We start from the raw sequence: 23,380 nt of genomic DNA, 5'->3' as shown, positions 1-23,380 counted from the left end.
CGCGGTCAGTGCTGGTAGCCGTAGACGCCGCGTGCCTGGTCGCGGACGAGGCGGCCCTTCTCCAGCTCGATGACGCGCTTGCGCATCTGGTCCACGATGTTCTGGTCGTGCGTCGCCATCACCACGGTGGTGCCCGTCCGGTTGATCCGGTCGAGCAGCTTCATGATGCCGACGGAGGTCTGCGGGTCGAGGTTGCCCGTGGGCTCGTCCGCGATCAGCAGCTTGGGCCGGTTGACGAACGCGCGCGCGATCGCCACTCGCTGCTGCTCACCACCGGACAGCTCACCGGGCATCCGGTCCTCCTTCCCGCCCAGCCCGACGAGGTCGAGCACCTGCGGAACGGACTTGCGGATCTCGCCGCGGGACTTGCCGATGACCTCCTGCGCGAAGGCCACGTTCTCGGCGACGGTCTTGTTCGGCAGCAGCCGGAAGTCCTGGAACACCGTCCCCAGCTGGCGCCGCATCTGCGGCACCTTCCAGTTGGACAGGCGCGCGAGGTCCTTGCCCAGAACGTGCACCTGACCGTGGCTGCACCGCTCCTCGCGGAGGATCAACCGCAGGAAGGTGGACTTTCCGGAGCCGGAGGACCCCACGAGGAACACGAACTCGCCCTTGTCCACTTCCAGGGAGACATCCCTGAGTGCGGGGCGGTTCTGCTTGGGGTAGACCTTGGAGACATTGTCGAATCGGATCACGGATGCACCACGGGTCGCCGGGGGTAGATGAGCGTGACCATACGCGAACCGGGGGCGGGGGCGCAGTCGCCGAGAAGGGTTGCGCGAGCCTTGTGCACTTTTGTGCCGGGTTCGCCTTTCAGGAGCGGCGGGGCAGCGCCCCTAAGGGGCGCGGGGAACTGCGCGACCAGCCACACACCACCCGCAGCCGCGAGACAATGGCAACCACCCCTCCCAGAGCGCCCGAGCCCATCCCCGAGGAACCTGGCACAGTAGAGGAGGGGAACGTTCAAGGGGCCCAACCCGTTGAACCCCCGGAGGGAACCCGCAAGGAGGGTGGCGCATGACGTACGACCGGCTGGTGTGCGCGAACTGTGCCGCGCCCGTGAGTGAGGGTCGCTGCCCCGTGTGCCGGGCGAACCGCGAGCGGCTGCAGCAGGAGAACCCGTTGGCGGGCCTGAACCCGATGACACTGATCGCCCTGCTGGCGATACTGATCGCGGCCGTGGCACTGCTGGCGCACCAGACCGCCTAGGGCGACGCCCACACCGTACGCGGATGTGGCGAGGGGCCCGGAGCGAAGCGCTCCGGGCCCCTCGGCCATACGGCGTTTGATTACGCAGCGTAAACGGTCGGCTACCGTCAGGCAGCCGCACCGCCACGGCCACCCGCGAGGCGCGGGAGGACGCGGAAGCCGATACCGCCGGCGATCATCGTGGCGGCGCCGACCAGCAGGAAGGTGGTCTGAGCCGCACCGGTCTCGGCGAGCTCGTCACCGCCGCCCTGGGCGGAGGTGCTGGTGCCCGTGCCGGTACCGGTCGTCTCCGTGCCGGTGTCGGTGAGCGAGGAGGAGCCCTCCTCCTGGGTGGAGGTGCCGCCATCGGGGTCGGTGTTGTTGTTACCGCCGCCGTTGTTGCCGTTCCCGTTGCCGTTCCCGTTGCCGTTCCCGTTACCCGGGTCGGTCGGGGCGGTGGTCGGGTCCTCGGTGGGGTCCGACGGCTCGGTCGGCTCCAGCGTCGGGTCCGTCGGGACCGTGGGGTCCTCGGTCGGGATGTCGGTCGGGATGCCCGGGTCGGTCGGGATGTCCGTCGGGATACCCGGGTCGGTCGGCGGCGCGGTCGGGTCCTCGGTTCCGCAGAAGAGGCCGAGCACGCAGCCGTCGTCGGTCTCGGCGGCAGATGCGGCACCCGCAGCGGTCAGCGAGGCACCGGCCGCGATCACGGCGCCGGCCGCGAGGCGCGCGATACGGATCCGCGTCTTCTTCGTCATGTGGTTGCTACCCCCAGTAGCTGAATCGTCAGTGAGGCGGCGCTCGGGGGCCGTGATCGACGGGGGTAGTACAGAACTCAAGCCCCCCGGTTCACATGCGCCCCAGAGATACGCATGCCACGCTTTACCCTTCCCATTTTTCAAAGACACGTCAAGGCCGATTACGCACGCCATGTCCAAAACGGGGGGCTATGCAGTGGGTTGGAGCCTGTGAGTGTGATGTAAAACCCAGACATGCAGGCACAGAAAAGGCAACTGCCGCCGAGGTGGCGGCAGTTGCCTTGTCGACAAACTTACTTCTCTTGCTGCTTGCGCCAGCGAATTCCGGCCTCGAGGAATCCCTCGATCTCACCGTTGAACACGGCCTCGGGGTTGCCGACTTCGAACTCGGTCCGCAGGTCCTTGACCATCTGGTACGGGTGCAGCACGTAGGAACGCATCTGGTTGCCCCACGAGTTGCCGCCGTCGCCCTTCAGGGCGTCCATCTTGGCCTGCTCCTCCTGGCGGCGCCGCTCGAGCAGCTTGGCCTGGAGGACGTTCATCGCGGTGGCCTTGTTCTGGATCTGCGACCGCTCGTTCTGGCAGGAGACGACGATGCCGGTGGGGAGGTGGGTGAGCCGCACCGCGGAGTCGGTGGTGTTCACGCCCTGTCCGCCGGGGCCCGAGGACCGGTACACGTCCACGCGCAGCTCGGACTCGTCGATCTCGATGTGGTCGGTCTGCTCGACCACGGGGAGCACCTCGACGCCGGCGAAGGAGGTCTGCCGCCGCCCCTGGTTGTCGAAGGGCGAGATGCGCACGAGCCGGTGGGTGCCCTGCTCGACGGAGAGCGTGCCGTAGGCGTACGGCGCCTGCACGGAGAAGGTGGTCGACTTGATGCCGGCCTCTTCCGCGTACGACGTCTCGATGAGCTCGGTCTTGTAGCCCTTCTGCTCCGCCCAGCGCAGGTACATCCGCTGCAGCTTCTCGGCGAAGTCGGCGGCGTCGACGCCACCGGCTTCCGCGCGGATGTTCACGAGCGCCTCACGGGAGTCGTACTCCCCGCTGAGCAGCGTCCGCACTTCCATCTCGTCCAGCGCCTTCTTGACGGCGACGAGCTCGGACTCGGCCTCGGCACGGGTGTCCGGGTCGTCCTCCTCCTCGGCCATCTCGAACAGCACGGCGAGATCGTCGATCCGCGAACGCAGGGCCTCGGCCTTCCTCACCTCCGCCTGGAGGTGGGACAGCTTGCTGGTGATCTTCTGCGCCTCGTCCGGGTTGTCCCACAGGGACGGCGCTGCCGCCTGCTCCTCGAGCACGGCGACATCTGCCCTCAGCTTGTCGAGGTCCAGAACGGCCTCGATCGACTCCATGGTCGAGGAGAGGGACTTGAGCTCTTCGGATACATCGACGACTGCCACGCCTCCAGCGTAACGGCTCCGCCAAGCGCCGAGACCCGAGCGCCCTTGCAGGGGGCTCCCCGTGCCTTTGCCCACCCACCACCCCACTCGGTCGGTCAAGAGGCTGGGCTCGAAGAACCTTGGGGCTTCACCTCCCAGCGCCGGCCGGCATCACTCAGCCCGTCCAGGGGTGCCCCCTCTGGGGGAGTTTGAGGACGAGACCCGTTCGGGGCCGAAGCGGGGGTCTGGGGGCCGCAGGCCCCCAGGAGGGCGGGGTCCAGCCCCTGGGGGACGGGACGGGCAGGGGCGGCGGGGGCAAGGAGACTACGGGGTCGCCGGGGCCGAGTTGTTGGTGTCCTGGGGCGGCGCCCCGGAATCGTCCTCCGCCGTCGCCAGCCACGTCCCCACCCCGGCCGCCGCCACCAGCGCCACCGCCGCCGCCCCCAACACCACCCGCCGCCGCCGAGCCACCGCCCGATGCCGCGCGGAGCCCGGCCGCGGCGCTCCCGCCGCCCGCGGCACCCGAGCCGTCCCCCGCGCCCCACCCGCCAGCTCGTCGGGCCCGGGCACCCTCATCGACGTATGCGTGTCCCGGTTGGAGTCGGCCGGCTTCGCGCCCGGCACCAGCGGCACCGCGCCCCGCCGCCGAACCCGCTCCCCCACCGGCGCCGCCGCCTCAGCAGCCGGAGCCTCTTCCTCCGCCGGCTCCACATCCGGCTCGTCCACGTCGAGCGGCGGCATCCCGGCCACCAGCGGCAGCAGCTCCCGCAACCGCGCCCCCAGCTCCGACGCCCGCAACCGCGAGGCCGGCGCCTTCGCGAGGCACTGCACGACCAGCTGCCACAGCTCGTCGGGGATCCCGGGCAGCGGCGCCACCGACTCCGTGACATGGCGGCGCAGCACCGCGCCCGGGTGGCCCCCACCGAACGGCGTGAAGCCCGCCAGCAGCTCGTACAGCACGGTGGCGAGGGCGTAGATGTCGACCGCCGCCCGGGGCGGCAGGCCCTCCACGATCTCCGGCGCCAGGTAGTCGGGCGTCCCGATGATCTTCGTCGCGCGAGTGCGACGCGGTGAGTCGATGAGTTTCGCCACACCGAAGTCCGTCAGCAGGGCCGGGTGGGAGCCGCCCGGCCCCAGCGGGCCCTGCATGTCGAGCAGCACGTTCTCCGGCTTCACGTCCCGGTGCACGACCCCGGCCGCGTGCGCCGCCGCCAGCCCGTCCGCGATGTCCGCCACGATCGCCACGGCCGCCTCGGGCGAGAGTCGCCGGTCGCGGTCGAGCCGGGTGCGCAGGTCCGTGCCGCGGACGAGGTCCATGACCAGCGCGAGGTCGTTGCCGTCGACCACCAGGTCGCGTACGGAGACGACGTTCGGGTGTTCGAGGCCGAGCAGTGCCGTGCGCTCCTGCACGAAGCGCCCGACGAGTTCCTGGTCGGACGCGAGGTCCTCGCGCAGCAGCTTGATGGCGACGGGCCCCTCGGGCCCCTCACCCAGCCACACCGTGCCGGCGCTGCCCCGCCCCAGGATCTGGTTGGCGGTGTACCGGCTACCGATCTTCCGTGCCAAGACTGCTCCTACCGACGCGTGTTGTCGCGCTGCGTCATTCCGGAGGCCGACCCCCCGGACCCCCAGCCGACAAAACCGGGACCCCCGGTCGACAAAACTACGCGCCCAGCGAGCCAACCTTCACCACGGAGGCGGAAATCACCCGCCAGATGTCGACAAAGAGCCAAACCCGTCGACGCCGCGCCGCCCGCGGTCAGTTGGTGCCCGAACCTCCGCCGGAGCCGCCGCCCAGGTCCCCGATCCACCCGCTCACGGTGCTGACCCAGTCGCTCAGCTGCTCCCAGTAGCTCTTGCCCGTGCCGATCCACTCCTGCAACGGACTCAGCTCCCAGATCAGCCAGCCCGCGACGAACAGGATGACGATCGTGAACAGGCACCCCTTGAGGCAGCCGAGCCCGGGGATCCGCATCGGGTTGGCGCTGCGCTGCCGCGGCTGACGAGGCTCGCGCTGCGGCCGCTGCGGCTCCGGCGCGGGCGGCGGGGCATACCGCTGCGGCTGCTGCTGCGGCTGGCGCGGCGGGGCGTACGGCTGCGGCTGGTGCTGCTGGGGATTGCCGTACCCCTGCTGCCGGCCCTGCGGGGGCCGCTGCTGCGGCTGCTGCTGCGGGCGGGCGACCTGCCGCTGGGGGCGGCGGCGCAGCGGGTCCTGGTTGGGGTCGAGGTACTGGACCTGCGTCTGCTCGTTGCGGTCCCGGGCGGCACGCAGCTGGTTCTGCCAGGGGTGCGGCTCCTCGGGCCCGGGCTGACCGGGCTGCTGACCGGGCCGGCCCTGCGGCATCGGCGGCATGACGGCCGTCGGGTCGGCGGCGCCCGCCGGGCCGGGGGCGCCGGTGTGCGGCAGGACGCTGGTCGCGCCGTTCGGGTCGTACGCCCCGGGGGCCGCGCCGTGCGGCAGGACCTGCGTGGGGTCGGCGGAGCCCGGCACGGTGGCCGGCGCGGGGTCGGGGGCGAGGAGCGCGGCGACGCCCTCGGCCGCCGCGATCTGCGCGGAGTTCGCGTGCACGCCGATGCCCTCGGCGACGACGCGCAGGCCGCGGGCGAGGTTCTCGGCGCTGGGGCGTTCGTCCGGGTTCTTGCTCAGGCAGCGTTCTATGACCGTCCACAGCGGGTCGGGGACCGTGGAGGGGCGGCGCGGCTCGGCGCTCAGGTGCTGGTGCAGGACCTCCAGGGCGGAACCGCCGCCGAACGGCGGACGGCCGGTGACCAGCTCGTACAACAGGATTCCGGCGCCGTAGATGTCGACGGCGGAGGTCTGCGGGCGGCCCTCGGCGGACTCGGGCGCCACGTACGCGGGCGTGCCGACGAACTCGTGGGTGCGGGTCAGGCCCGGGGAGTCGGCGAGGCGGGCGATGCCGAAGTCGGTCAGCATCGGGTGCATCTGGCCGCCGTTCTGCTGGAGCAGGACGTTGGCGGGCTTCAGGTCGCGGTGGACGACGCCGTCGGCGTGGCTGGCGGCGAGGGCGTCGGCGATCTGCGCGGTCAGCAGGGCCGCGGCGACCGGTGTGAAGGGGCCGTTCTCGCGCAGGTAGCGGTGCAGGTCGGGGCCCTCGATGAGGTCCATGACCAGGGCGAGCAGATCACCCTCGACGACCAGGTCACGGACCCGGACGATGTTGGGGTGGGTCAGCCGGAGCAGGACGGAGCGCTCGCGCAGGAACCGCATGACGATGTCCGCGTCACTGGCGAGCTCCTCCTTGAGCACCTTGATCGCGACGGTCTCGCCGGGCTGCCCCTGCACGGCCGCCTCGGCGCCTGCGGTCTCCCGCTGGCGGGCTCGCCAGACGGTCCCCGTGGCGCCGCGACCGAGCGGCTCCTCGAGGAAGTACTTGCTGCCTACCGGCCGCACGTCGCGCTCCCTGCTGCTTGCCTACGTTCCGAACCACTGTAGTGCCGTGCCCCCGGGCACCGGCCTGTCGTCATTCTGTGCGTCTTACGTACGGCGTCCCGTACATGTTCGAAGGAAAGACGCTCGGCTCCGTCTCGTGGTTGCCGGGAAGCGGACGTGACCGATCTCAAGCGGTCGCCGGCAGGTCACTTGTCAGGCACTTTTGCGGGCAGAGCCGACCAATCAAGATCACTTGCCTTCGGGCGGGGGGCGCGTTGTCAGTGGCAGGTGCGAGGATGCGTGAAGTACGTGGAGTACTGGCCGATGTGCTCGTGTGGGGTGGGGGAAGTCCGCCGCGCCCTCGCAGAAGGGACCGCTGACGCCGATGCAGATCCGGCTGACCGTCGTAGACCCGCTGGCCCCGCCTGCCCCGGCGCGAGGTCGCGCCGCGAGCTGCGATGTGCTGGTCACGGCGCCCGCGGGCACCGCCCTGGCCGCGGTGGCGTCGGCGCTCGCCTCGGCGGTGTCCGGGGGCGACGGCCCGGTCGTGCTGTACGCGGGCGCGGAGCGGCTCGACGACCGGCGCAGCACACTCGGCGAGCCGCCGCTGACAGACGGTGCGGTGCTGTCCCTGGGCGCCCCGGCCGCGCCCGAACCCCATCCCGAGCTGGACGACGCCCCGACCCAGCTCCATGTCGTGGCCGGTCCGGACGCGGGCGGTGTCCATCTGCTGCACGGCGGCGAGATCCGCATCGGCCGCTCCGCCGACGCGGACGTCCCGCTCGACGACCCGGACGTCTCCCGGCTGCACTGCGCGGTCACGGTCGCCGCCGACGGCCACGTCTCGGTCACCGACCTGGACTCCACGAACGGCACCACGCTGGACGGCACCCGCGTGACCGCCCGCCCGGTGCGGTTCGCGCCGGGGGCGCTGCTGCGGATCGGCGAGTCGGCCCTGCGGCTGGCTCCGGCCGGGGGGCCGGGGGCGCGGGTGCCGACGGAGCCGGACGGGGAGGGGCATGTGCGGGTCCCCGCCGGGGGTGATCCGGGACGGGACGGTGACGCCGGGGCGCACGGCGACGGGCGGGCCGCCTCGGGCGCCGGTGCGGACAGCCCCCCGAGGGCCGGCGCGGCGGTGTCTCACGCGCGTGTGGCGGACGGTGGCGACGTGACCGCGCCCGCGGGAGGCCGGTCGGCCGCTCAGGGACACGGTTCGGTCGAGCCGCCCGTCGTGCCGGGGCAGGGCGGGGCGCCGCGGATCGAGAGCCACGGCGGGCCCCGGAGGACGGTTCCGGGGCCGCGCGGAGGCGACACGCACGGCGCGGGCTTCGAGATGGGCACGCTCGACGGGAGCGACGGGGGTCACGTCGGTGCGGGCGCCGACCGCGCGCCGGGTGACGGCGACCGCGACGGCACCCCGGCGAACGGCGGCAGCAGCCGTAAGGGCACCCCGCTGAGAGGCACCGAGGTCCCGCAGGGCGTGCGCAGGCGCGGCGGGCTCACGGCGTGGGCGCGGCGGCTGGCCGGCGGGCGCGGGGAGCAGGAGGCGACGGCCGGGCGTGGGACGTACGACGATGACGAGCTGCCCGAGGCGGCCGAGCCCCCCTCGGCGGCGCACGGCCCCCGGCTGCCGGAGGCCTGGCCGGACCCCGCGTCCCTGCTGCTGACGGCCCTGGGTCCCGGACCCCGGCTGTGGGAGCGCGCGCCGGGTCACCCGGAGGCGCTCACCGTGCGGCTCGGCACCGCCGACCGGGCGGCGCCCGACGGTTCGGGACTGCTGCCCGCGGTGCCGGTGACCACCGACCTGCGTGAGGTCGGGGCGCTGGGGCTGGCCGGTCCGCGCGAGCGGCTCGCCGGGCTGGCCCGCGCGGTGCTCGCCCAGCTCGCCGCGCTGCACTCGCCCGACGCCCTGGAGCTGGTGCTGATCAGTGCGGACCGCTCCCGCCCCCTGGAGGAGCGCACCGCCGAATGGGCCTGGCTGGGCTGGCTCCCGCATGTCCGCCCCGGGCACGCCCAGGACTGCCGCCTGCTGCTGGCCTACGACCGCGAACAGGCCACGGCCCGCACGGAGGAGCTGCTGCGGCGCCTGGAGGACTTGTCGCCGCAGCCGCGGAAGGTGGGCGGCGGGGGGAACTCCGCCGAGGGCAGGACCACCGGCACCGGCACCGCCTCCGCCGTCCCGGACGGGCGTGCCGTCCGGCGGCCCTCCTGGGCCCGGGACGACGACCCGGCCTACGGGGCGGACGGATTCGCGGGGCCGTACACCGTGGTCGTCGTGGACGGTGATCCCGGGGGCGCCGACGTGCGTGAGGCGGTGGCGCAGCTGGCGCTGGAGGGGCCGCGGGCCGGGATCCACGTGGTGTGCCTCGCCGAGACGGCTTCGGCGTCGCCCGCGTCGCCGGTGACGGAGACCTACGAGGCGGCGTGCACGGTGTCGCCGGCGTTCCGGGAGTGCGGTGCGGTCGCGCTGCTGAGCGGTGACGTGGCGACGGCGCTGCGGCTGATGCGGGTGGCCCGCGCCGGGACCGCCGACACCGGAGCGGAGACCCACCCGCGCGCGGCGGACGCGTCCCGGACGAGTGCCGCCGAGCACGGCACCGGCACCGCCGGATACGGCACCGCCTCCTCCCCCGCCCCCCTCCACGGCCCCATCGGCCACGGCACCGTAGCCGTCGTGGACGCCGTTTCCCTCGCCTGGGCGGAGCGGTTCGCGCGGGCTCTGGCGCCGTTGCGTCCGCAGGAGGGCGCCGGGGAGCGGCACGCGCGTGTGTCCGTGCCGTTGCCCCAGGCGGCGCGGCTGCTGGACGAGCTGGGACTTGCCCGGGCCACGCCGGCGTCGCTGATGACCCGTTGGGCCGACGCGGCCGATGACGCGCAGGCCCTCGGCGGGCGGGTGTGCGCCGTGCTCGGGGCCGGGCCGCGTGGGCCGGTCGGCGCGGACCTCGGCGCCGACGGGCCGCACCTGCTGATCGAGGGGCCGCCCGGCAGCGGGCGTACGGAGCTGCTGCGGGCCGTCGTCGCGTCGCTCGCGGCGGCCGAGCGGCCGGACCGGCTGGGCGTCGTACTGATCGACGGCCGGGACAGCGTCGGCGCTGGCGGCGGGCACGGCGACGGGCTGCGGGTCTGCACGGACGTACCCCATGTGACCACCCACCTCACCGCCAACGACCCCGTCCGCATGCGGGAGTTCGCCCAGTCGCTGAGCGCCGAGCTGAAGCGGCGCGCGGAGCTGCTCGGGCGGTCCGACTTCGCGGAGTGGCACACGGGCCGTGAGCTGTCGGGCCGGATGGTCGCGCAGCGAGCGGCGGGAGCCGGGCCGGGGGCGGCTGCCGGTGCCGGTGACCTCTCGGGGGATCTGGACTCGCCGTCCAGCTCCACGATCCGGCTACGGCCGGGGGCGGCCCGTCGGCAGGCCGAGGCCAAGGCGGTGCCGCCGTTGCCGCGGCTCGTCGTGGTCGTGGACGACCTGGACGCGCTGGTCTCTCCCGCGCTGGGGTCGCCGGGCAGGCCCGCTGCGGGCTCGGTGATACGCGCGCTGGAGGCCGTGGCGCGGGAGGGCGAGCGGCTCGGGGTGCACCTGGTGGCCGCCGCTGGGGTCGGGGGCCGTACGGCTGAGTCGGAGCCGGCGCGGCTGGCGACGTTGCGGGTGACGCTGGACGCGGTGGCGGCGGGACCGGACGAACCGGCGCCGGGGCGCGGTCGGCTGGCCTGGGCGGACGGGCGAGTGGTGCCGTTCCAGGGCGGGCGGGTCACCGGGCGTATCCCGCGGACGGCAACGTTGCGGCCCACGGTCGTGCCGCTGGAGTGGCACCGCATGGGCGACCCTCCGACCCGCCGTCCGGTCCGCGAACTGGGCAACGGGCCCACGGATCTGGCGTTGCTGGCCAGCGCGCTGGAGAGGGCGGCGAGGGAGGTCTCGGCGACCGAGGTGCCGTCACTCTTGTAGCGCCGCTGGTCAAAATCAGCCCGTCCGGCGATTGAGGGCGAGGCCGTTCAGGCCGATAGCGGGGGTCTGGGGGCGGCAGCCCCCAGGGACGTTCGCACCAGCGCAGGGCGCCTGGTCACGAGGCGGTCACGATCCCCCGCTTGACAGCGGACGCGGTCTTGCCGCCCCCAAACCCAAGGCGTAGACCAGATCGCACGGGACAGCGCTCGAACGTTCGACGAGGCACGAAGAACGGGGCAGTGATGCGCAGCACGAGCAGCAAGAACCGGACAAGCAGGGCCGCCAGGACCGCGGCAGCCGTAGCCGCGGGCGCCCTCGCGCTCTCGCTCACCGCATGCGGAGGCGATGACAACGACAGCAGCGGCAACGAACAGGGCGGAACCGGTCAGGAGACCGGCAGCACCATCACCCTTCCCAAGCTGAACGGCGAATCCCTCGAGGTCGCCGCCGTGTGGACCGGAGCCGAGCAGGACAACTTCAAGAAGGTCCTCGCGGAGTTCGAGAAGCGCACGGGCGCCAAGGTGACCTTCGTGCCCGCCCAGGACCCGATCATCAACTTCCTCGGCTCGAAGGTCGCGGGCGGCCAGCCGCCGGACATCGCGATGCTTCCCCAGCCCGGCGCCATCAAGCAGGCCGTCGACAAGAAGTGGGCCAAGCCGCTGGGCGCCGACGCGGTCAAGGAGTTGCAGGCGAACTACTCGCAGGGCTGGCAGGACATCGGCAAGGTCGACAACAAGCAGTACGGCGTCTACTACAAGGCCGCCAACAAGTCCCTGATCTGGTACAACAACGCGGTCTTCGAGAACGCGGGGGCCACCGAGCCCAAGACGTGGGACGAGCTGCTCACCACGGCCCAGACCGTCTACGACTCCGGCGTCACACCGTTCTCGGTCGGCGGCGCCGAGGGCTGGACCCTGACCGACTGGTTCGAGAACATCTATCTCTCCCAGGCCGGTCCCGAGAAGTACGACCAGTTGGCGAAGCACGAGATCAAGTGGACCGACGCGTCCGTGAAGAACGCGCTCACCACGCTCGCCCAGGTCTGGGGCAAGAAGGACTATGTGGCGGGCGGCGCGACCGGCGCGCTGCAGACCGACTTCCCGGCGTCGGTCACCCAGACGTTCACCGGCGGCGACCAGCCGAAGGCCGCCATGGTCTACGAGGGCGACTTCGCGCAGGTCAACATCACACAGGCCAAGGCGGAGGTGGGCACGGACGCGAAGGTGTTCCCGTTCCCGGCCGTCGGTGACACCGCGCCCGTGGTCTCGGGTGGTGACGCGGCCGTGATCCTGCAGGACTCCAAGGCGGCGCAGGCCCTGGCCACCTTCCTGGCGTCCCCGGACGCGGCGACCATCCAGGCGAAGCTGGGCGGCTACCTCTCGCCGAACAAGAACGTGGACAACTCGGCGTATCCGAACGACGTCCAGCGGAAGATCGCCAAGGCCCTCATCGACTCCGGCGACGACTTCCGCTTCGACATGTCCGACCAGGCCCCGCAGGCCTTCGGCGGCACGCCCGGCAAGGGCGAGTGGAAGGCTCTGCAGGACTTCCTGAAGAACCCGTCGGACATCGCGGGCACACAGCGGAAGCTGGAAGCCGACGCGGCCGCGGCGTACGGAAACTGACGCCGTGGTGTCGGCGGAAGCGGCAGGGGGCTCTCCGCCCTCTGCCGCACCCAAGTCGCGCAAGAGCGTGACCGGCACCCGCAGGATGGTGGCAGTGCTGTTCCTGCTGCCCGCTCTGGTGCTGCTCGGCGCGCTCGTGGTCTACCCGATCGGGTATTCGGTCATCCGCAGCTTCTACGACCAGTCCGGCGACGGCTTCGCCGGATTCGACAACTACGAGGCGCTCTTCACCGACGACGGCATCAGCACCGCCTTGAAGAACAACGTCATCTGGGTGGTGTTCGCTCCGACGGTCGCCACCGCGCTCGGTCTGATCTTCGCGGTGCTGACCGAACGGGTGCGCTGGGGTACGGCGTTCAAGCTGGTCGTCTTCATGCCGATGGCGATCTCGATGCTGGCGGCGGGCATCATCTTCCGGCTCGTCTACGACCAGGACCCGGACAAGGGTGTCGCGAACGCGGTGTGGGTGGGCGTCCACGACACCTTCGTGCAGGCGTCCGCGTTCCCGAAGGCGCACCCGGGCCGGGAGTCGCCCCTCGAAGCGGCGCCGGGCGGCGGTTTCATCACCAAGGCGACCGTCAGCGCGGGCACGCCGGTCACCCTGCCCCTCGTGGGCGTCGCCCCCGACCTGATGCCGGACGACGCCAAGAAGGCCGTACAGCCGAAGGCCGAGCCGGGGAAGGTCACCGGCACCACCTGGCAGGACTTCACCCGCGGCAAGGGCGTCGGCACGCTCGGCGGGGTCGACGCGGCCGAGCTGGGCTATGCCGGGATGGAGATCGAGGCCGTCAAGGACGGCAAGGTCGTGGCCTCCACCAAGGCCGCCGACGATGGCACGTTCACGCTGCCGGCTGCCGCCGACGGGGCCCAACTCCGGCTCCCGGCGGACAACTTCAAGGAGCCGTACAACGGCGTGGACTGGCTCGGCCCGTCCCTGGTCACGCCGGCCATCATCGGGTCGTACATCTGGATGTGGGCCGGTTTCGCGATGGTGCTGATCGCGGCCGGGCTCGCGGGGATCCCCCGGGATCTGCTGGAGGCGGCCCGGGTGGACGGGGCCAACGAGTGGCAGGTGTTCCGCAGGGTCACGGTGCCGCTGCTGGCGCCCGTCCTCGCGGTCGTCACCGTCACCCTGATGATCAACGTCCTGAAGGTCTTCGACCTGGTCTTCATCATCGCCCCCGGCTCCTCCCAGGACGACGCGAACGTCCTCGCCCTGGAGCTGTACCGCAAGGGCTTCTCCGAGGACCAGCCCGGCATCGCCAGCGCGATCGCGGTGTTCCTGCTGCTGCTCGTGATCCCGGTGATGTGGTTCAACGTGCGCCGGCTCAGGCGGGAGGTGCGGCGATGAGTACGGATGTCGGCATCGGCAAGGCGGCGCCCGAGCCGCTCCCGACCGTCAAGGGCGAGCAGTCCCTCGGAGCCCGGCTCGCCTCCTTCGTCAGCGGTGGGCTGGTGCGGGTGTTCCTGATCGTCGTCGGCCTGTTCTGGCTGGTCCCGACGATCGGGCTGCTGCTGTCCTCCCTGCGGCCGCCGGAGGAGATGACCGCGAGCGGCTGGTGGGAGGTCTTCAGCAAGCCGTCCCAGCTGACCTTCGACAGCTACGACAAGCTCCTGAGCAACAGCGACATCACCGACTCGATCCTCAACACGGTGCTGATCACGGTCCCGGCGACGGTCCTGGTCGTCGTGATCGGCTCGCTCGCGGGATACGCGTTCGCGTGGATGGAGTTCCCGGGCCGGGACTGGTGGTTCCTGGGCGTGGTCGGGCTGTTGGTCGTGCCGGTGCAGGTGGCGCTGATCCCGATCGCCGAACTGTTCGGCAACCTCGGCATCTTCGGGTCCCTGACCGGCGTGATCCTCTTCCACGTCGGCTTCGGGCTGCCGTTCGCGGTGTTCCTGCTCAGGAACTTCTTCGCCGAGATCCCGAGGGAGCTGCTGGAGGCGGCACGCCTGGACGGCGCCGGTGAACTGCGCCTGTTCTTCCGCGTCGTGATGCCGCTCGGCGGTCCGGCGATCGCCGCGCTCGGCATCTTCCAGTTCCTGTGGGTGTGGAACGACATGCTGGTCGCGCTGATCTTCACGGACTCCGGGAGCCAGCCGATCACGGTCGCCCTGCAGACGCAGGTGCGCCAGTTCGGCAACAACATCGACGTCCTGGCACCCGGCGCGTTCATCTCCATGGTCATCCCGCTGGTCGTGTTCTTCGCGTTCCAGCGGCAGTTCGTGTCCGGTGTGATGGCGGGCGCGGTCAAGTAGCGGCAGACGCACCACGCTTGAGGGGGCGGACCGTCATCGGTCCGCCCCCTCCCGCCCCCTGTCGTCCGCTCACGGTCCCTCGTATGCCTCAGGTGCCGTAACCAAGTCACTCCATTGGCCGTTCCCGGGCAAGGCGCTACGGCGACAGCGCCCACCGTCCCGGCCGACCCAGTGGATGTCCCTTGCCCAGGTTCAGTGTCATTGTCCCCGCCTACAAGGTTCAGGCGTACCTGCACGAGTGCCTGGAATCGGTGCTCTCCCAGTCGTACCCGGATCTCGAACTGATCGCCGTCGACGACTGCTCGCCGGACGCGTCCGGCGCGATCATCGACGAGTTCGCGGCGCGCGACGCGCGCGTGCGTCCCGTGCACCTCGCCGAGAACCGGGGCCTGGGGCCCGCCCGCAACGCCGGTATGGCCGAGGCCACCGGCGACTACCTGATCTTCCTCGACAGCGACGACAGCCTCACGCCCGACGCCCTGCACGCGATCGCCGACCGGCTGAAGGAGACCGGCGACCCGGACGTCCTGGTCTACGACTACGCGCGCACCTACTGGACCGGCGAGACGGTCCGCAACCAGGCCTCGGCCCAGCTCACCGAAGAGGGCCCGGCGCCCTTCCGGCTGGCGGACCGGCCGGGGCTGCTGCGGCTGCTGATGGTCGCCTGGAACAAGGCGTACCGGCGGGAGTTCGTCGAGGAGGAGGGCTTCGCCTTCCCGTCCGGCTACTACGAGGACACGCCCTGGACGTACCCGGTCCTGATGACGGCGGAGTCGATCGCGACCCTGGACCGGGTGTGCGTGCACTACCGGCAGCGGCGCCGGGGCGGCATCCTCGGCACGGTCAGCCCGCGGCACTTCGACATCTTCGAGCAGTACGACCGTGTCTTCGCGTACGTCGACCAGAACCCCGAACTCGACCGGTGGCGGCCCCTGTTGTTCCGCCGGATGGTCGACCATTTCGTCGTCGTGTTCGCCCGTCCGGACCGTCTCCCGCGCCGCAGCCGCGCGGAGTTCCTGCGCAAGGCCCGCACGCGCTACCGCCGTCACCGCGCGCCCGGCGTCCCCGTCGCGCTGCGCAGCCGGCTCCACCACACCCTGGTCCGCCTGGGGCTGCACCGCACCTACCGCGTCCTGCGGCTGACGGCGGCCCTGGTCCGGCGTACCGCCAAGGTCACCAACCGTCTGCTGAAGGGCGTCCGTTCCGCCGCCCTGCGCCTGCACTACCGCATCCAGCGCTGTCTCCCGGTGCGCGCCGACCGCGCCGTCTTCGCCGCCGACGGCGTGCGCGGCCCCAGCTGCCACCCGGGCGCCCTGGAGCAGGCGTTCCGTACGCACGCCCCGCGCGTCCGCACGGCCTGGATCGCCGCCGAGCAGCACGACTCCGTCCCCGCCGGCACCCGCCGTCTGCGCCCCGGGACGGCCGCCTACTGGACGGCCCTCGCCCGCTCCAAGTACCTCGTCCACAACGCCGCCTTCGACCGCCGCCTGGTCAAGCGCCGCGGCCAGGTGCTCGTGCAGACGCAGCAGGGCACCCCGCTCAAGCACATGGGCCTGGACCTGCGCGAACGCCCGGCGGCGGCGGGGGACACGGACTTCGACGCACTCCTCGACGACGTCGACAAGTGGGACTACGTCCTGTCCGCCAACCGCCACTCGACCCTGATCTGGGAGCGCGTCCACCCGGGCGGCTACACGACCCTGGAGTACGGCAGCCCGCGCGCCGACGTCTTCCAGCAGGCGACCTCGGCCGACGTGGCCCGGATCCGGGAGTCGCTGGGCATCCCCGAGGACGCGGTCGCGATCCTCTACGCCCCCACGCACCGCGACTACCGCCGCACCCAGCACACCACCCTCGACCTGCACCACGTCCTGCGCCGTCTGGGCCCCCGCTTCGTCGTCCTGGCCCGCGCGCACCACCGGCACGGCGGCCCGCTCGTCCCCACCGCCGGCCAGGTCATCGACGTCACCGACCACCCGAGCGTCGAGTCGCTGTGCCTCGCCTCGGACGCCCTGGTCACCGACTACTCGTCGATCATGTTCGACTACGCCGACCTGGACCGGCCGATCGTGATCCACGCCGACGACCGGGAGGCGTACGAGGCGGCCCGCGGCACCTACTTCGACCTGCGCTCCTTCCCGCCGGGAGCGGTGTCGCGCAGCGAGGACGAGCTGATCGACATCTTCGCCACCGGCCACTGGCGCGGCTCGCGCTCCGCCCAGCTGCGGTCGGCGTTCCGCGAGCGTTTCTGCCCGTACGGCGACGGACGCGCCGCCGAGCGGGTCGTACGCCATGTCGTGCTGGGCGAGACCGCCCGGCCCTCCTTCGTGCCGCTCGACAAGCGCCACCCGGTGCCGTCGCCGGCCGCGTCGCTCGCGCACTCCCCGCTCGCCACCGTGCCGCAGCCGACGGGCGCCCGTACCGTCACCGAGAGGCTCTGAACGCCGTTCTCACGGAAACGGAAGAGGAGTCGGAAGGGGAGTCGCATGCCCTCCAGCCCGTCGCGGCCCACGCCGAGCCGGCCGCACACCTGGCGTCCGGCCGGGCGGCCCGGCCGCCGTCGTCGCACCGCGTGAGGCCGACCCCGGCCTCCTGAAGAACCCGGCCGCCAGCACATCGACAGAAAGAGCAGTATGCCCCGCTTCAGCATCATCGTTCCGTCCCATGGGGTCGCGGGCCGGCTGTCCCAGGCGCTGGACTCGATCCTCGGCCAGTCCTTCGGCGACTTCGAGCTGATCCCCGTCTGCGACGCCCCCGACTCCCCGGCGGCGCATGTCGTCACCGGGTACGTCGAACGGGACTGCCGGGTGGCGCCCGTGCACTCGCCGCCGACGGCCGGGCTGGCCGGGGCGCGCAATGCCGGGCTGCGGGCGGCGATCGGTGACTGGGTGCTGTTCCTGGACGGCGACGACGTGCTGGTGCCGGGCGCTCTGGCGGCGCTGGACGCCCGGCTGGACGAGACCGGTGACGCGGATGTCCTGTACTTCGAGCACGAGCGGACCCCGTGGTGGGTGGGTGAGCCGAGCAACCCGGCCGCCCTCGTGCTGGCGCGGACGCCGGGCGGGGTCTTCGCCCCGGAGGAGGCCGCCGAGTTGTCGGGGGTGCAGCTCCCGGCGTGGAGTGCGGCCTACCGGCGGACCTTCCTCGCCGAGCACCATCTCGCCTTCCCCGACGGCCACTTCACCGATGTCGGCTTCGGCGGCCTGGTCGTGATGGACGCCGCGCGCATGGCGGTGCTGCGCCAGGTCGTCGTACGGCATCTGCTGCGGAGGCAGGGCAACCGGCTGGGCCTGCCGGGTGAGCACCACTTGGAGCTGCTGGACCAGGCCGAGCTGCTGCTGACGCGGGCGGCCGAGCGGGGGCTGTCCGAGGAACGGCGCGCGGCGCTGTTCGAGCAGCTCTTCGCCGCCGTACTGAAGACGGCCGCCCATCCGCGACGGCTGCCGCGCGGACGCCGTGCCTTCTTCCGGCGGGCGGGCAGTCTCTACCGCCGGCACCGCCCCGCCGGGTTCCGGACGCCGGGCGGCAGTCTCGGCGTGCAGCACCGGCTGCTGGCGAGCGGAGCGTACGCGGCGTTCCGGGCGCTGCGCCGGGCCAACCAGGCGGCGGCGCGGGCGGCTTCGGCGGTGCCGCGTCCGCGCGGGCTGCGCACCCGGCTGCGGTACCGGCTTCAGCTGCGGCTCCCGCTGGACCAGAACCTCGCCGTGTACTGCGCGTACTGGGGGCGCGGCTATGTCTGCAATCCGGCCGCGATCCACGCCAAGGCGCGCGAACTCGCCCCGCACATCCGCTCGGTGTTCCTGGTCGAGGCGGACCAGGCGCACACCGTGCCGAAGGACGTGGAGTACGCGGTCATCGGCAGCCGTGCGTACTGGGACGTGCTCGCCCGCGCCAAGTACCTGATCAACAACGCCAACTTCGCGGACGCCGTGGTCAAGCGCGCGGGCAGCGTGCACCTGTCGACCCAGCACGGCACCCCGCTGAAGAAGATGGGCGCCGACCAGGCGACGTACCCCGTGGTGGCCGCGGCGACCGGCAGCTTCGCCAAGCTGCTGGCCCGCGTCGACCGCTGGGACTACAACCTCACGTCCAACCGGCACTCCACTCAGATGTGGGAGAGCGCGTACCCGTCGGCGCACGAGCCCCTGGAGTACGGCTATCCGCGCAACGACGTGTACTACACGGCGACCGCCGCCGACGTCGCCCGCGTCCGCCGCGAACTCGGCGTCCCCGAGGGCAAGAAGGCCCTCCTGTACGCGCCCACGCACCGCGACTACGCCACCGGCTTCGAGACGAGCCTCGACCTTCAGGCGCTGTGCGAGGAGATCGGCGACGAGTACGTCGTGCTGCTGCGCGCCCACTACTTCTACGACCAGGGCGCCGCGCGCGGCACCGGCCGGATCATCGACGTCACCGGGCACCGCTCCTCCGAGGACGTCTGCCTGGCCGCCGACGCACTGATCACCGACTACTCGTCGATCATGTTCGACTACGCCAACCTGGACCGGCCGATCGTCGTGTACGCCGACGACTGGGACGTCTACCGGGAGCTGCGGGGCGTCTACTTCGACCTGTTGGAGGATCCGCCGGGGCGGGTGGCGCGGACGCCGGGGGAGCTGGCGGCCGTCTTCCGTGACGGCTCGTACGCGGACGCGGAGGCCAGATCCCTGCGCGCCGCGTTCCGCAAGCGCTTCTGCCAGTTCGATGACGGACGCGCCGCCGAACGCGTCGTACGCCGGGTGCTGCTGGGCGAGCCGCCCGAGGCGATCCCTGCGGTGATCCCGCTGGCCGAGCGCATCCCCGCCCCCGCCGCGACGACCCTCGTGAGGAACTGACGTGCCCCGCTTCAGCATCATCGTCCCCGTCTTCAAGGTGCAGGGCTTCCTGCGGGAGTGCCTGGACTCGGTGCTCGGGCAGTCGTACAGGGACTTCGAGGTGATCGCCGTCGACGACCGCTCCCCCGACGGCTGCCCCGCCATCCTGGACGCCTACGCCGAGCGCGACTCGCGCGTGCGCGTGCTGCACCTGCCCGAAAACGTGGGCCTGGGCCGGGCCCGCAACGCCGGTCTGGAGCAGGCGAGCGGCGACTACGTCCTGTTCCTCGACAGCGACGACGCCTACACGCCCGGCCTGCTGGCGGCCGTCGCCGCGCATCTGGAGGCGACCGAGGAGCCGGACATCCTGGTCTTCGACCATGTGCGCACCCACTGGTGGGGCCGCGGTGGCCGGAGCACGGCGGCGGACCTGCTGGCCGCGGCCGGCACGGGCACCTTCAGCGTCCGGGAGAGCCCGGAGTACCTGCATCTGTTCCTGGTCGCCTGGAACAAGGCGTACCGGCGGGACTTCTTCCTGAAGCACGAGCTGCGCTACGCCCCGGGCCTGTACGAGGACGCGCCCGTCACCTACCGCTCGATGGTGCTGGCCGACCGCATTGCCTGCCTGGAGCGGATCGGGGTCGAGTACCGGCAGCGCCGGCAGGGCGCCATCACCAAGACTCCGGGGCGGCGGCACTTCGACATCTTTCGACAGTACGAGGGCCTGTTCGCGTTCCTTGAGGAGCGTCCGGACCTGGCGTGGGCACGCCCGCTGCTGTTCGAACGGGCCCTGGACCACATGCTGTTCGTCCTCGCCCGCGAGGACCGGGTGAGGCCCGCGGACCGGCCGGACTTCTACCGCGAGATCCGCTCCTTCCACGCCCGCCACCTCCCGGAGGGCTTCACGCCGCCCGACGGCTGGCGCGGCAAGGAGATGCGGCTGCTGGCTACGGCGCCCTACGCGTCGTACGCCGTGGCGCGCGGCCTGCACGAGGTGCGCGGGATGGCGGGGGCCGGCAAGCGGCGCGTGACGGGGGCGGTCTCGCAGCGGGCCCAACGGGCCTGGTACACGGCCCGGTCGAAGCTTCCGCTCGATCCGCACCTGGCCGTCTACTCGGCGTTCTCGCATCGCGGGGTGCTGGGCGATCCGGCGGCGATCCACGCCAAGGCCGCTGAGATCGCCCCGCACATCAAGGGCGTGTGGGTGGTGCAGGAGGACGCGGTGGACGCACTGCCGCCGGGCACCGACTTCGTGACGCCCGGCTCGCGGCGCTACCACGAGGTCATGGCGCGGGCCACGTACTGGGTGAACAACGTCAACTGGCCCGGCACCCTCGCCAAGCGCCCCGGCAGCGTCCACATCCAGACCCACCAGGGCACCCCGCTCAAGTACATGGCGGCCGACCTGCTGACCAAGCCGGGCGCCCGGCACGGCTTCGACGTGCCGAAGATGCTGTGGCGGGCCGACCGCTGGGACTACAGCCTGGTGGCCAACCGGCACTCAGAGCTGGTGTGGGAGCGGGCGTATCCGTGTCACTTCACGTCGCTCAGGACGGGGAGTCCGCGCAATGACGCGCTGGTCAACGCGGGCCCGGACGCCGGTGAGGCGGCCCGTGCGCGGCTCGGTGTGCCCGCCGGTGACACCGTCGTGTTGTACGCGCCGACCCGCCGCGAGTACCGCCGGGGCGGCCATGTCGACCGGATCGACCTCGCCCGGTTCGCCGCGGACCTCGGCGCCGGGCACACACTCGTCGTACGTCTGCATCCGTCGCTGGCGCAGGGTACGGCGCGCGGGATGGGCCTGGCCGATCTGCACCGGCGGGGTGTGCTGATCGACGCGACGGACGAGCCGCATGTCGAGGATGTGCTGCTCGCCGCCGATGTGCTGGTCACCGACTACTCGGCCCTGATGTTCGACTACGCCAACCTGGACCGGCCGATCGTGATCCACGCCGACGACTGGGGGGCGTACGCGGCGAGCCGGGGCGCCTACTTCGACATCACGGCGGACGCGCCGGGTCATGTGTCGCGCTCCTACCGGGAGTTGGCGTGGCTGTTCGCGTCCGGGACATGGCGGGACGGGGAGTCGGCGCGGTTGCGGGAGGGGTTCCGGGAGCGGTTCTGCGAGTTCGACGACGGGCTGGCCGCGGAGCGGGTCGTACGGACGTTGATGCTGGGTGAGTCGATGCCGGAGCGTCCGAGCGGGGTGAGAGTGCCGGCTCCGGCGGAGGCGAGGGCTCACTCGATGAGGTGACGTGAGGTAAAGCCGTTGACCCGACCGGCCCGACCGGGAACATACGGCAAATGCCTCAAACCCACACAACCTCCACTACCAGAGCCGCGGGCGCCGCTGTCGGTGTCCTCGTGCGGAGGACCGTGCGCGGCGCGAGTGCCCTGCGCGGCGGCCGCGGCCCACGTCCGACGCCGTACCAGGTCTTCGGCCTTCTGTTCTGGCTGGTGATGACGCTGGCGTACTGGCGCGTGCCGCTGTGCTGCGACGCGGGCCAGCACGCGGCGGTCGTCGAACGCCTCAAGGCGAACCTGCTCCACCCACGCCATCCGATGGCGGACCTGCCGGGCGCGGGCAGCCCCTACTACTCGCCGTATGCGGTCGCGCAGGCCGCGTTCGCCCGGCTGACCGGGCTGGGCGGCTGGGAGGCGGTGCGGCTGGCCGGTCCGCTGAACCTGCTGGTGCTGGTGACCGGCATCGGCCGCTTCGTGCGGGTGCTGACGCCTCGGCCCTGGGCGCCGGTGCTGGCGCTGGGGGCGATGACGCTGCTGTGGGGGACCGAGCGGGCCTGGTGGAGCGGCTATCTGAGCCTGATGTCGATGACGGGGAACCTCGGCTATCCGTCGGCCTTCGCCATCGGGCTCACGTTCTGGGCGTGGGCGCTCACGGGGGCGCGGGCGCGCGGGAAGGGGCCAGTGAGGTACGTCGGGCCGAGCGGGCTGCCGGGGTTCGCCGGGTACGCGGGGCTCGGCGCGCTGTACGGGCTGGTCCTGCTGATCCATCCGATCACCGCGGCGGCGGCGGTGCTGGGGGCGGTGGCGTTCGTCGCGGGGTGGCAGCGGGCTTGGCAGGCCGCCGTGGTCGTGCGGTGGGGGGTGACGGCGGGGGCGGCGGTCCTCGTCGCCGGGTGCTGGCCGTACTTCGATGTGTTCGCGCTGGCCGGGGACCGCAGCGTGGACGGAATTCACCGGCAGCTGTACGAGCACCTCGGCGGGCAGTTCTGGCTGGCGCTGCTCGGGCTGCCGGCGCTGTGGCTGCGGTGGCGGAGAGGTTCCTGGCGGGATCCGCTGGTGCTGCTGTTCGCGCTCGACTGTCTGCTCGTGGCGTACGGCTGGGTCAGCGGCCACTACACGTACGGCCGGATCCTCGGGCTCACTCTTGTGCCGTTGCAGTTCGCGCTGGCGGTGGAGCTGGCGGCGCCCCGGCCGTGGGGCAGGGTGCGCCAGGTACTGGGCGGGACGGCGGCCGTCGGGGCGTGCGTCGGGTTCCTCACCGTGCAGGGCGGGGCGGTGGTGCCGCGCTCCCTGGATCCGATCGGCTTGGAGCAGCCGTCGCGCTGGCCGTCGTACGCCTGGGTGGCGCGGCATGTCGGGAAGGGCGAGGTGGTGATCTCCGACGGGCACTTCGCCCCCCGCGCCGTCCCCGGGTACGGGCCGAACCTCGCCGCGCCGATCTGGCCCGACCCCGCCCTGGACGAGCGGGAACGGCAGCGCCGGCTCGCCGACGTCCGCGCCTACCTCTCCGACACGTCGACCCACGCCGAGCGCACGGCCATCGCCCGGCGCTACCACGCGCGCTGGCTGCTGCTGACGCGGTGGAAGAAGGTGCCGGAGGAGGCGGTGGTGGTGGCGTGGAGCCGGGGGACGGGGGAGGTGTTGGCGCGGATCGGGGGGTGAGGGGAGCCGGTCCATGTGTCAGCCGGGCCCAGGTAGCGCCGTCGGCATCGCGCTGCCGGGGCCCGGCTGGACTTCACGCGTCGGACCATGCCGGAGCTCGCGGCCGCACCCGGCGAC

General features: G+C 72.2%; 14 protein-coding genes. 9 read left to right on the top strand and 5 right to left on the bottom strand.

Going from position 1 to position 23,380, the window contains the following annotated elements:
- Nucleotides 1-5 precede the first annotated feature (5 nt).
- Nucleotides 6-695: a cell division ATP-binding protein FtsE gene (ftsE, locus tag ACTMVF_RS04265; RefSeq protein WP_062706418.1), complete on the bottom strand. Its 690-nt coding sequence runs from the start codon at nucleotides 693-695 to the stop codon at nucleotides 6-8.
- Nucleotides 696-1,017: 322 nt separating this feature from the next.
- Between ftsE and ACTMVF_RS04260 the strand changes: the two genes are divergently transcribed.
- Entirely contained in the window at nucleotides 1,018-1,209 is a 192-nt protein-coding gene (locus ACTMVF_RS04260) for a hypothetical protein (protein WP_030952754.1), read from the top strand.
- 107 nt (nucleotides 1,210-1,316) lie between these two features.
- Here ACTMVF_RS04260 and ACTMVF_RS04255 read toward each other — a convergent pair whose 3' ends face one another.
- The 4 genes from ACTMVF_RS04255 to ACTMVF_RS04240 all read right to left on the bottom strand — a co-directional run bounded on the left by ACTMVF_RS04255 (nucleotide 1,317) and on the right by ACTMVF_RS04240 (nucleotide 6,734).
- The gene (locus tag ACTMVF_RS04255) at nucleotides 1,317-1,943 is read right to left on the bottom strand and encodes a hypothetical protein (protein WP_441269604.1); all 627 of its coding nucleotides are present in this window, start codon (nucleotides 1,941-1,943) and stop codon (nucleotides 1,317-1,319) included.
- Nucleotides 1,944-2,236: 293 nt separating this feature from the next.
- Nucleotides 2,237-3,343, bottom strand: coding sequence for a peptide chain release factor 2 (gene prfB, locus ACTMVF_RS04250; RefSeq protein ID WP_441269603.1), 1,107 nt, complete (start codon nucleotides 3,341-3,343; stop codon nucleotides 2,237-2,239).
- 303 nt (nucleotides 3,344-3,646) lie between these two features.
- The gene (locus tag ACTMVF_RS04245) at nucleotides 3,647-4,888 is read right to left on the bottom strand and encodes a serine/threonine-protein kinase (protein WP_441269602.1); all 1,242 of its coding nucleotides are present in this window, start codon (nucleotides 4,886-4,888) and stop codon (nucleotides 3,647-3,649) included.
- A 193-nt stretch (nucleotides 4,889-5,081) separates the two neighbouring features.
- On the bottom strand, nucleotides 5,082-6,734 hold the full coding sequence (locus ACTMVF_RS04240) for a protein kinase domain-containing protein (protein ID WP_441269601.1): 1,653 nt from the start codon (nucleotides 6,732-6,734) through the stop codon (nucleotides 5,082-5,084).
- 364 nt (nucleotides 6,735-7,098) lie between these two features.
- Here ACTMVF_RS04240 and ACTMVF_RS04235 point away from each other — a divergent pair, with 364 nt between their 5' ends.
- The 8 genes from ACTMVF_RS04235 to ACTMVF_RS04200 all read left to right on the top strand — a co-directional run bounded on the left by ACTMVF_RS04235 (nucleotide 7,099) and on the right by ACTMVF_RS04200 (nucleotide 23,263).
- A complete protein-coding gene (locus tag ACTMVF_RS04235; RefSeq protein WP_441270122.1) occupies nucleotides 7,099-10,659 on the top strand; it encodes an FHA domain-containing protein in 3,561 nt (1,186 codons plus the stop codon).
- A gap of 242 nt (nucleotides 10,660-10,901) precedes the next feature.
- The gene (locus ACTMVF_RS04230; protein ID WP_441269600.1) at nucleotides 10,902-12,284 is read left to right on the top strand and encodes an ABC transporter substrate-binding protein; all 1,383 of its coding nucleotides are present in this window, start codon (nucleotides 10,902-10,904) and stop codon (nucleotides 12,282-12,284) included.
- 67 nt (nucleotides 12,285-12,351) lie between these two features.
- Nucleotides 12,352-13,635 (top strand): carbohydrate ABC transporter permease, encoded by a 1,284-nt coding sequence (locus ACTMVF_RS04225; RefSeq protein ID WP_441269599.1) that lies wholly within the window; start codon nucleotides 12,352-12,354, stop codon nucleotides 13,633-13,635.
- Complete coding sequence (locus ACTMVF_RS04220; protein WP_441269598.1) at nucleotides 13,632-14,543, top strand: carbohydrate ABC transporter permease; 912 nt, start codon at nucleotides 13,632-13,634, stop codon at nucleotides 14,541-14,543. Before ACTMVF_RS04225 ends, ACTMVF_RS04220 begins: the two co-directional genes overlap by 4 nt.
- A gap of 182 nt (nucleotides 14,544-14,725) precedes the next feature.
- A complete protein-coding gene (locus ACTMVF_RS04215; protein WP_441269597.1) occupies nucleotides 14,726-16,984 on the top strand; it encodes a bifunctional glycosyltransferase/CDP-glycerol:glycerophosphate glycerophosphotransferase in 2,259 nt (752 codons plus the stop codon).
- A 192-nt stretch (nucleotides 16,985-17,176) separates the two neighbouring features.
- Nucleotides 17,177-19,378, top strand: a complete 2,202-nt coding sequence (locus ACTMVF_RS04210) for a CDP-glycerol glycerophosphotransferase family protein (RefSeq protein ID WP_441269596.1) — start codon at nucleotides 17,177-17,179, stop codon at nucleotides 19,376-19,378.
- Between the two features lies 1 nt (nucleotide 19,379).
- A complete protein-coding gene (locus tag ACTMVF_RS04205) occupies nucleotides 19,380-21,611 on the top strand; it encodes a bifunctional glycosyltransferase/CDP-glycerol:glycerophosphate glycerophosphotransferase (protein ID WP_441269595.1) in 2,232 nt (743 codons plus the stop codon).
- 50 nt (nucleotides 21,612-21,661) lie between these two features.
- Entirely contained in the window at nucleotides 21,662-23,263 is a 1,602-nt protein-coding gene (locus ACTMVF_RS04200; RefSeq protein ID WP_441269594.1) for a hypothetical protein, read from the top strand.
- Nucleotides 23,264-23,380: the final 117 nt, after the last annotated feature.

The sequence above is a fragment of the Streptomyces sp. SD31 genome (assembly GCF_052068475.1).
Lineage (GTDB): Bacteria > Actinomycetota > Actinomycetes > Streptomycetales > Streptomycetaceae > Streptomyces.
Note: the sequence above shows the minus strand (reverse complement) of the source record. Positions and strands in the feature narration are given on the sequence as shown.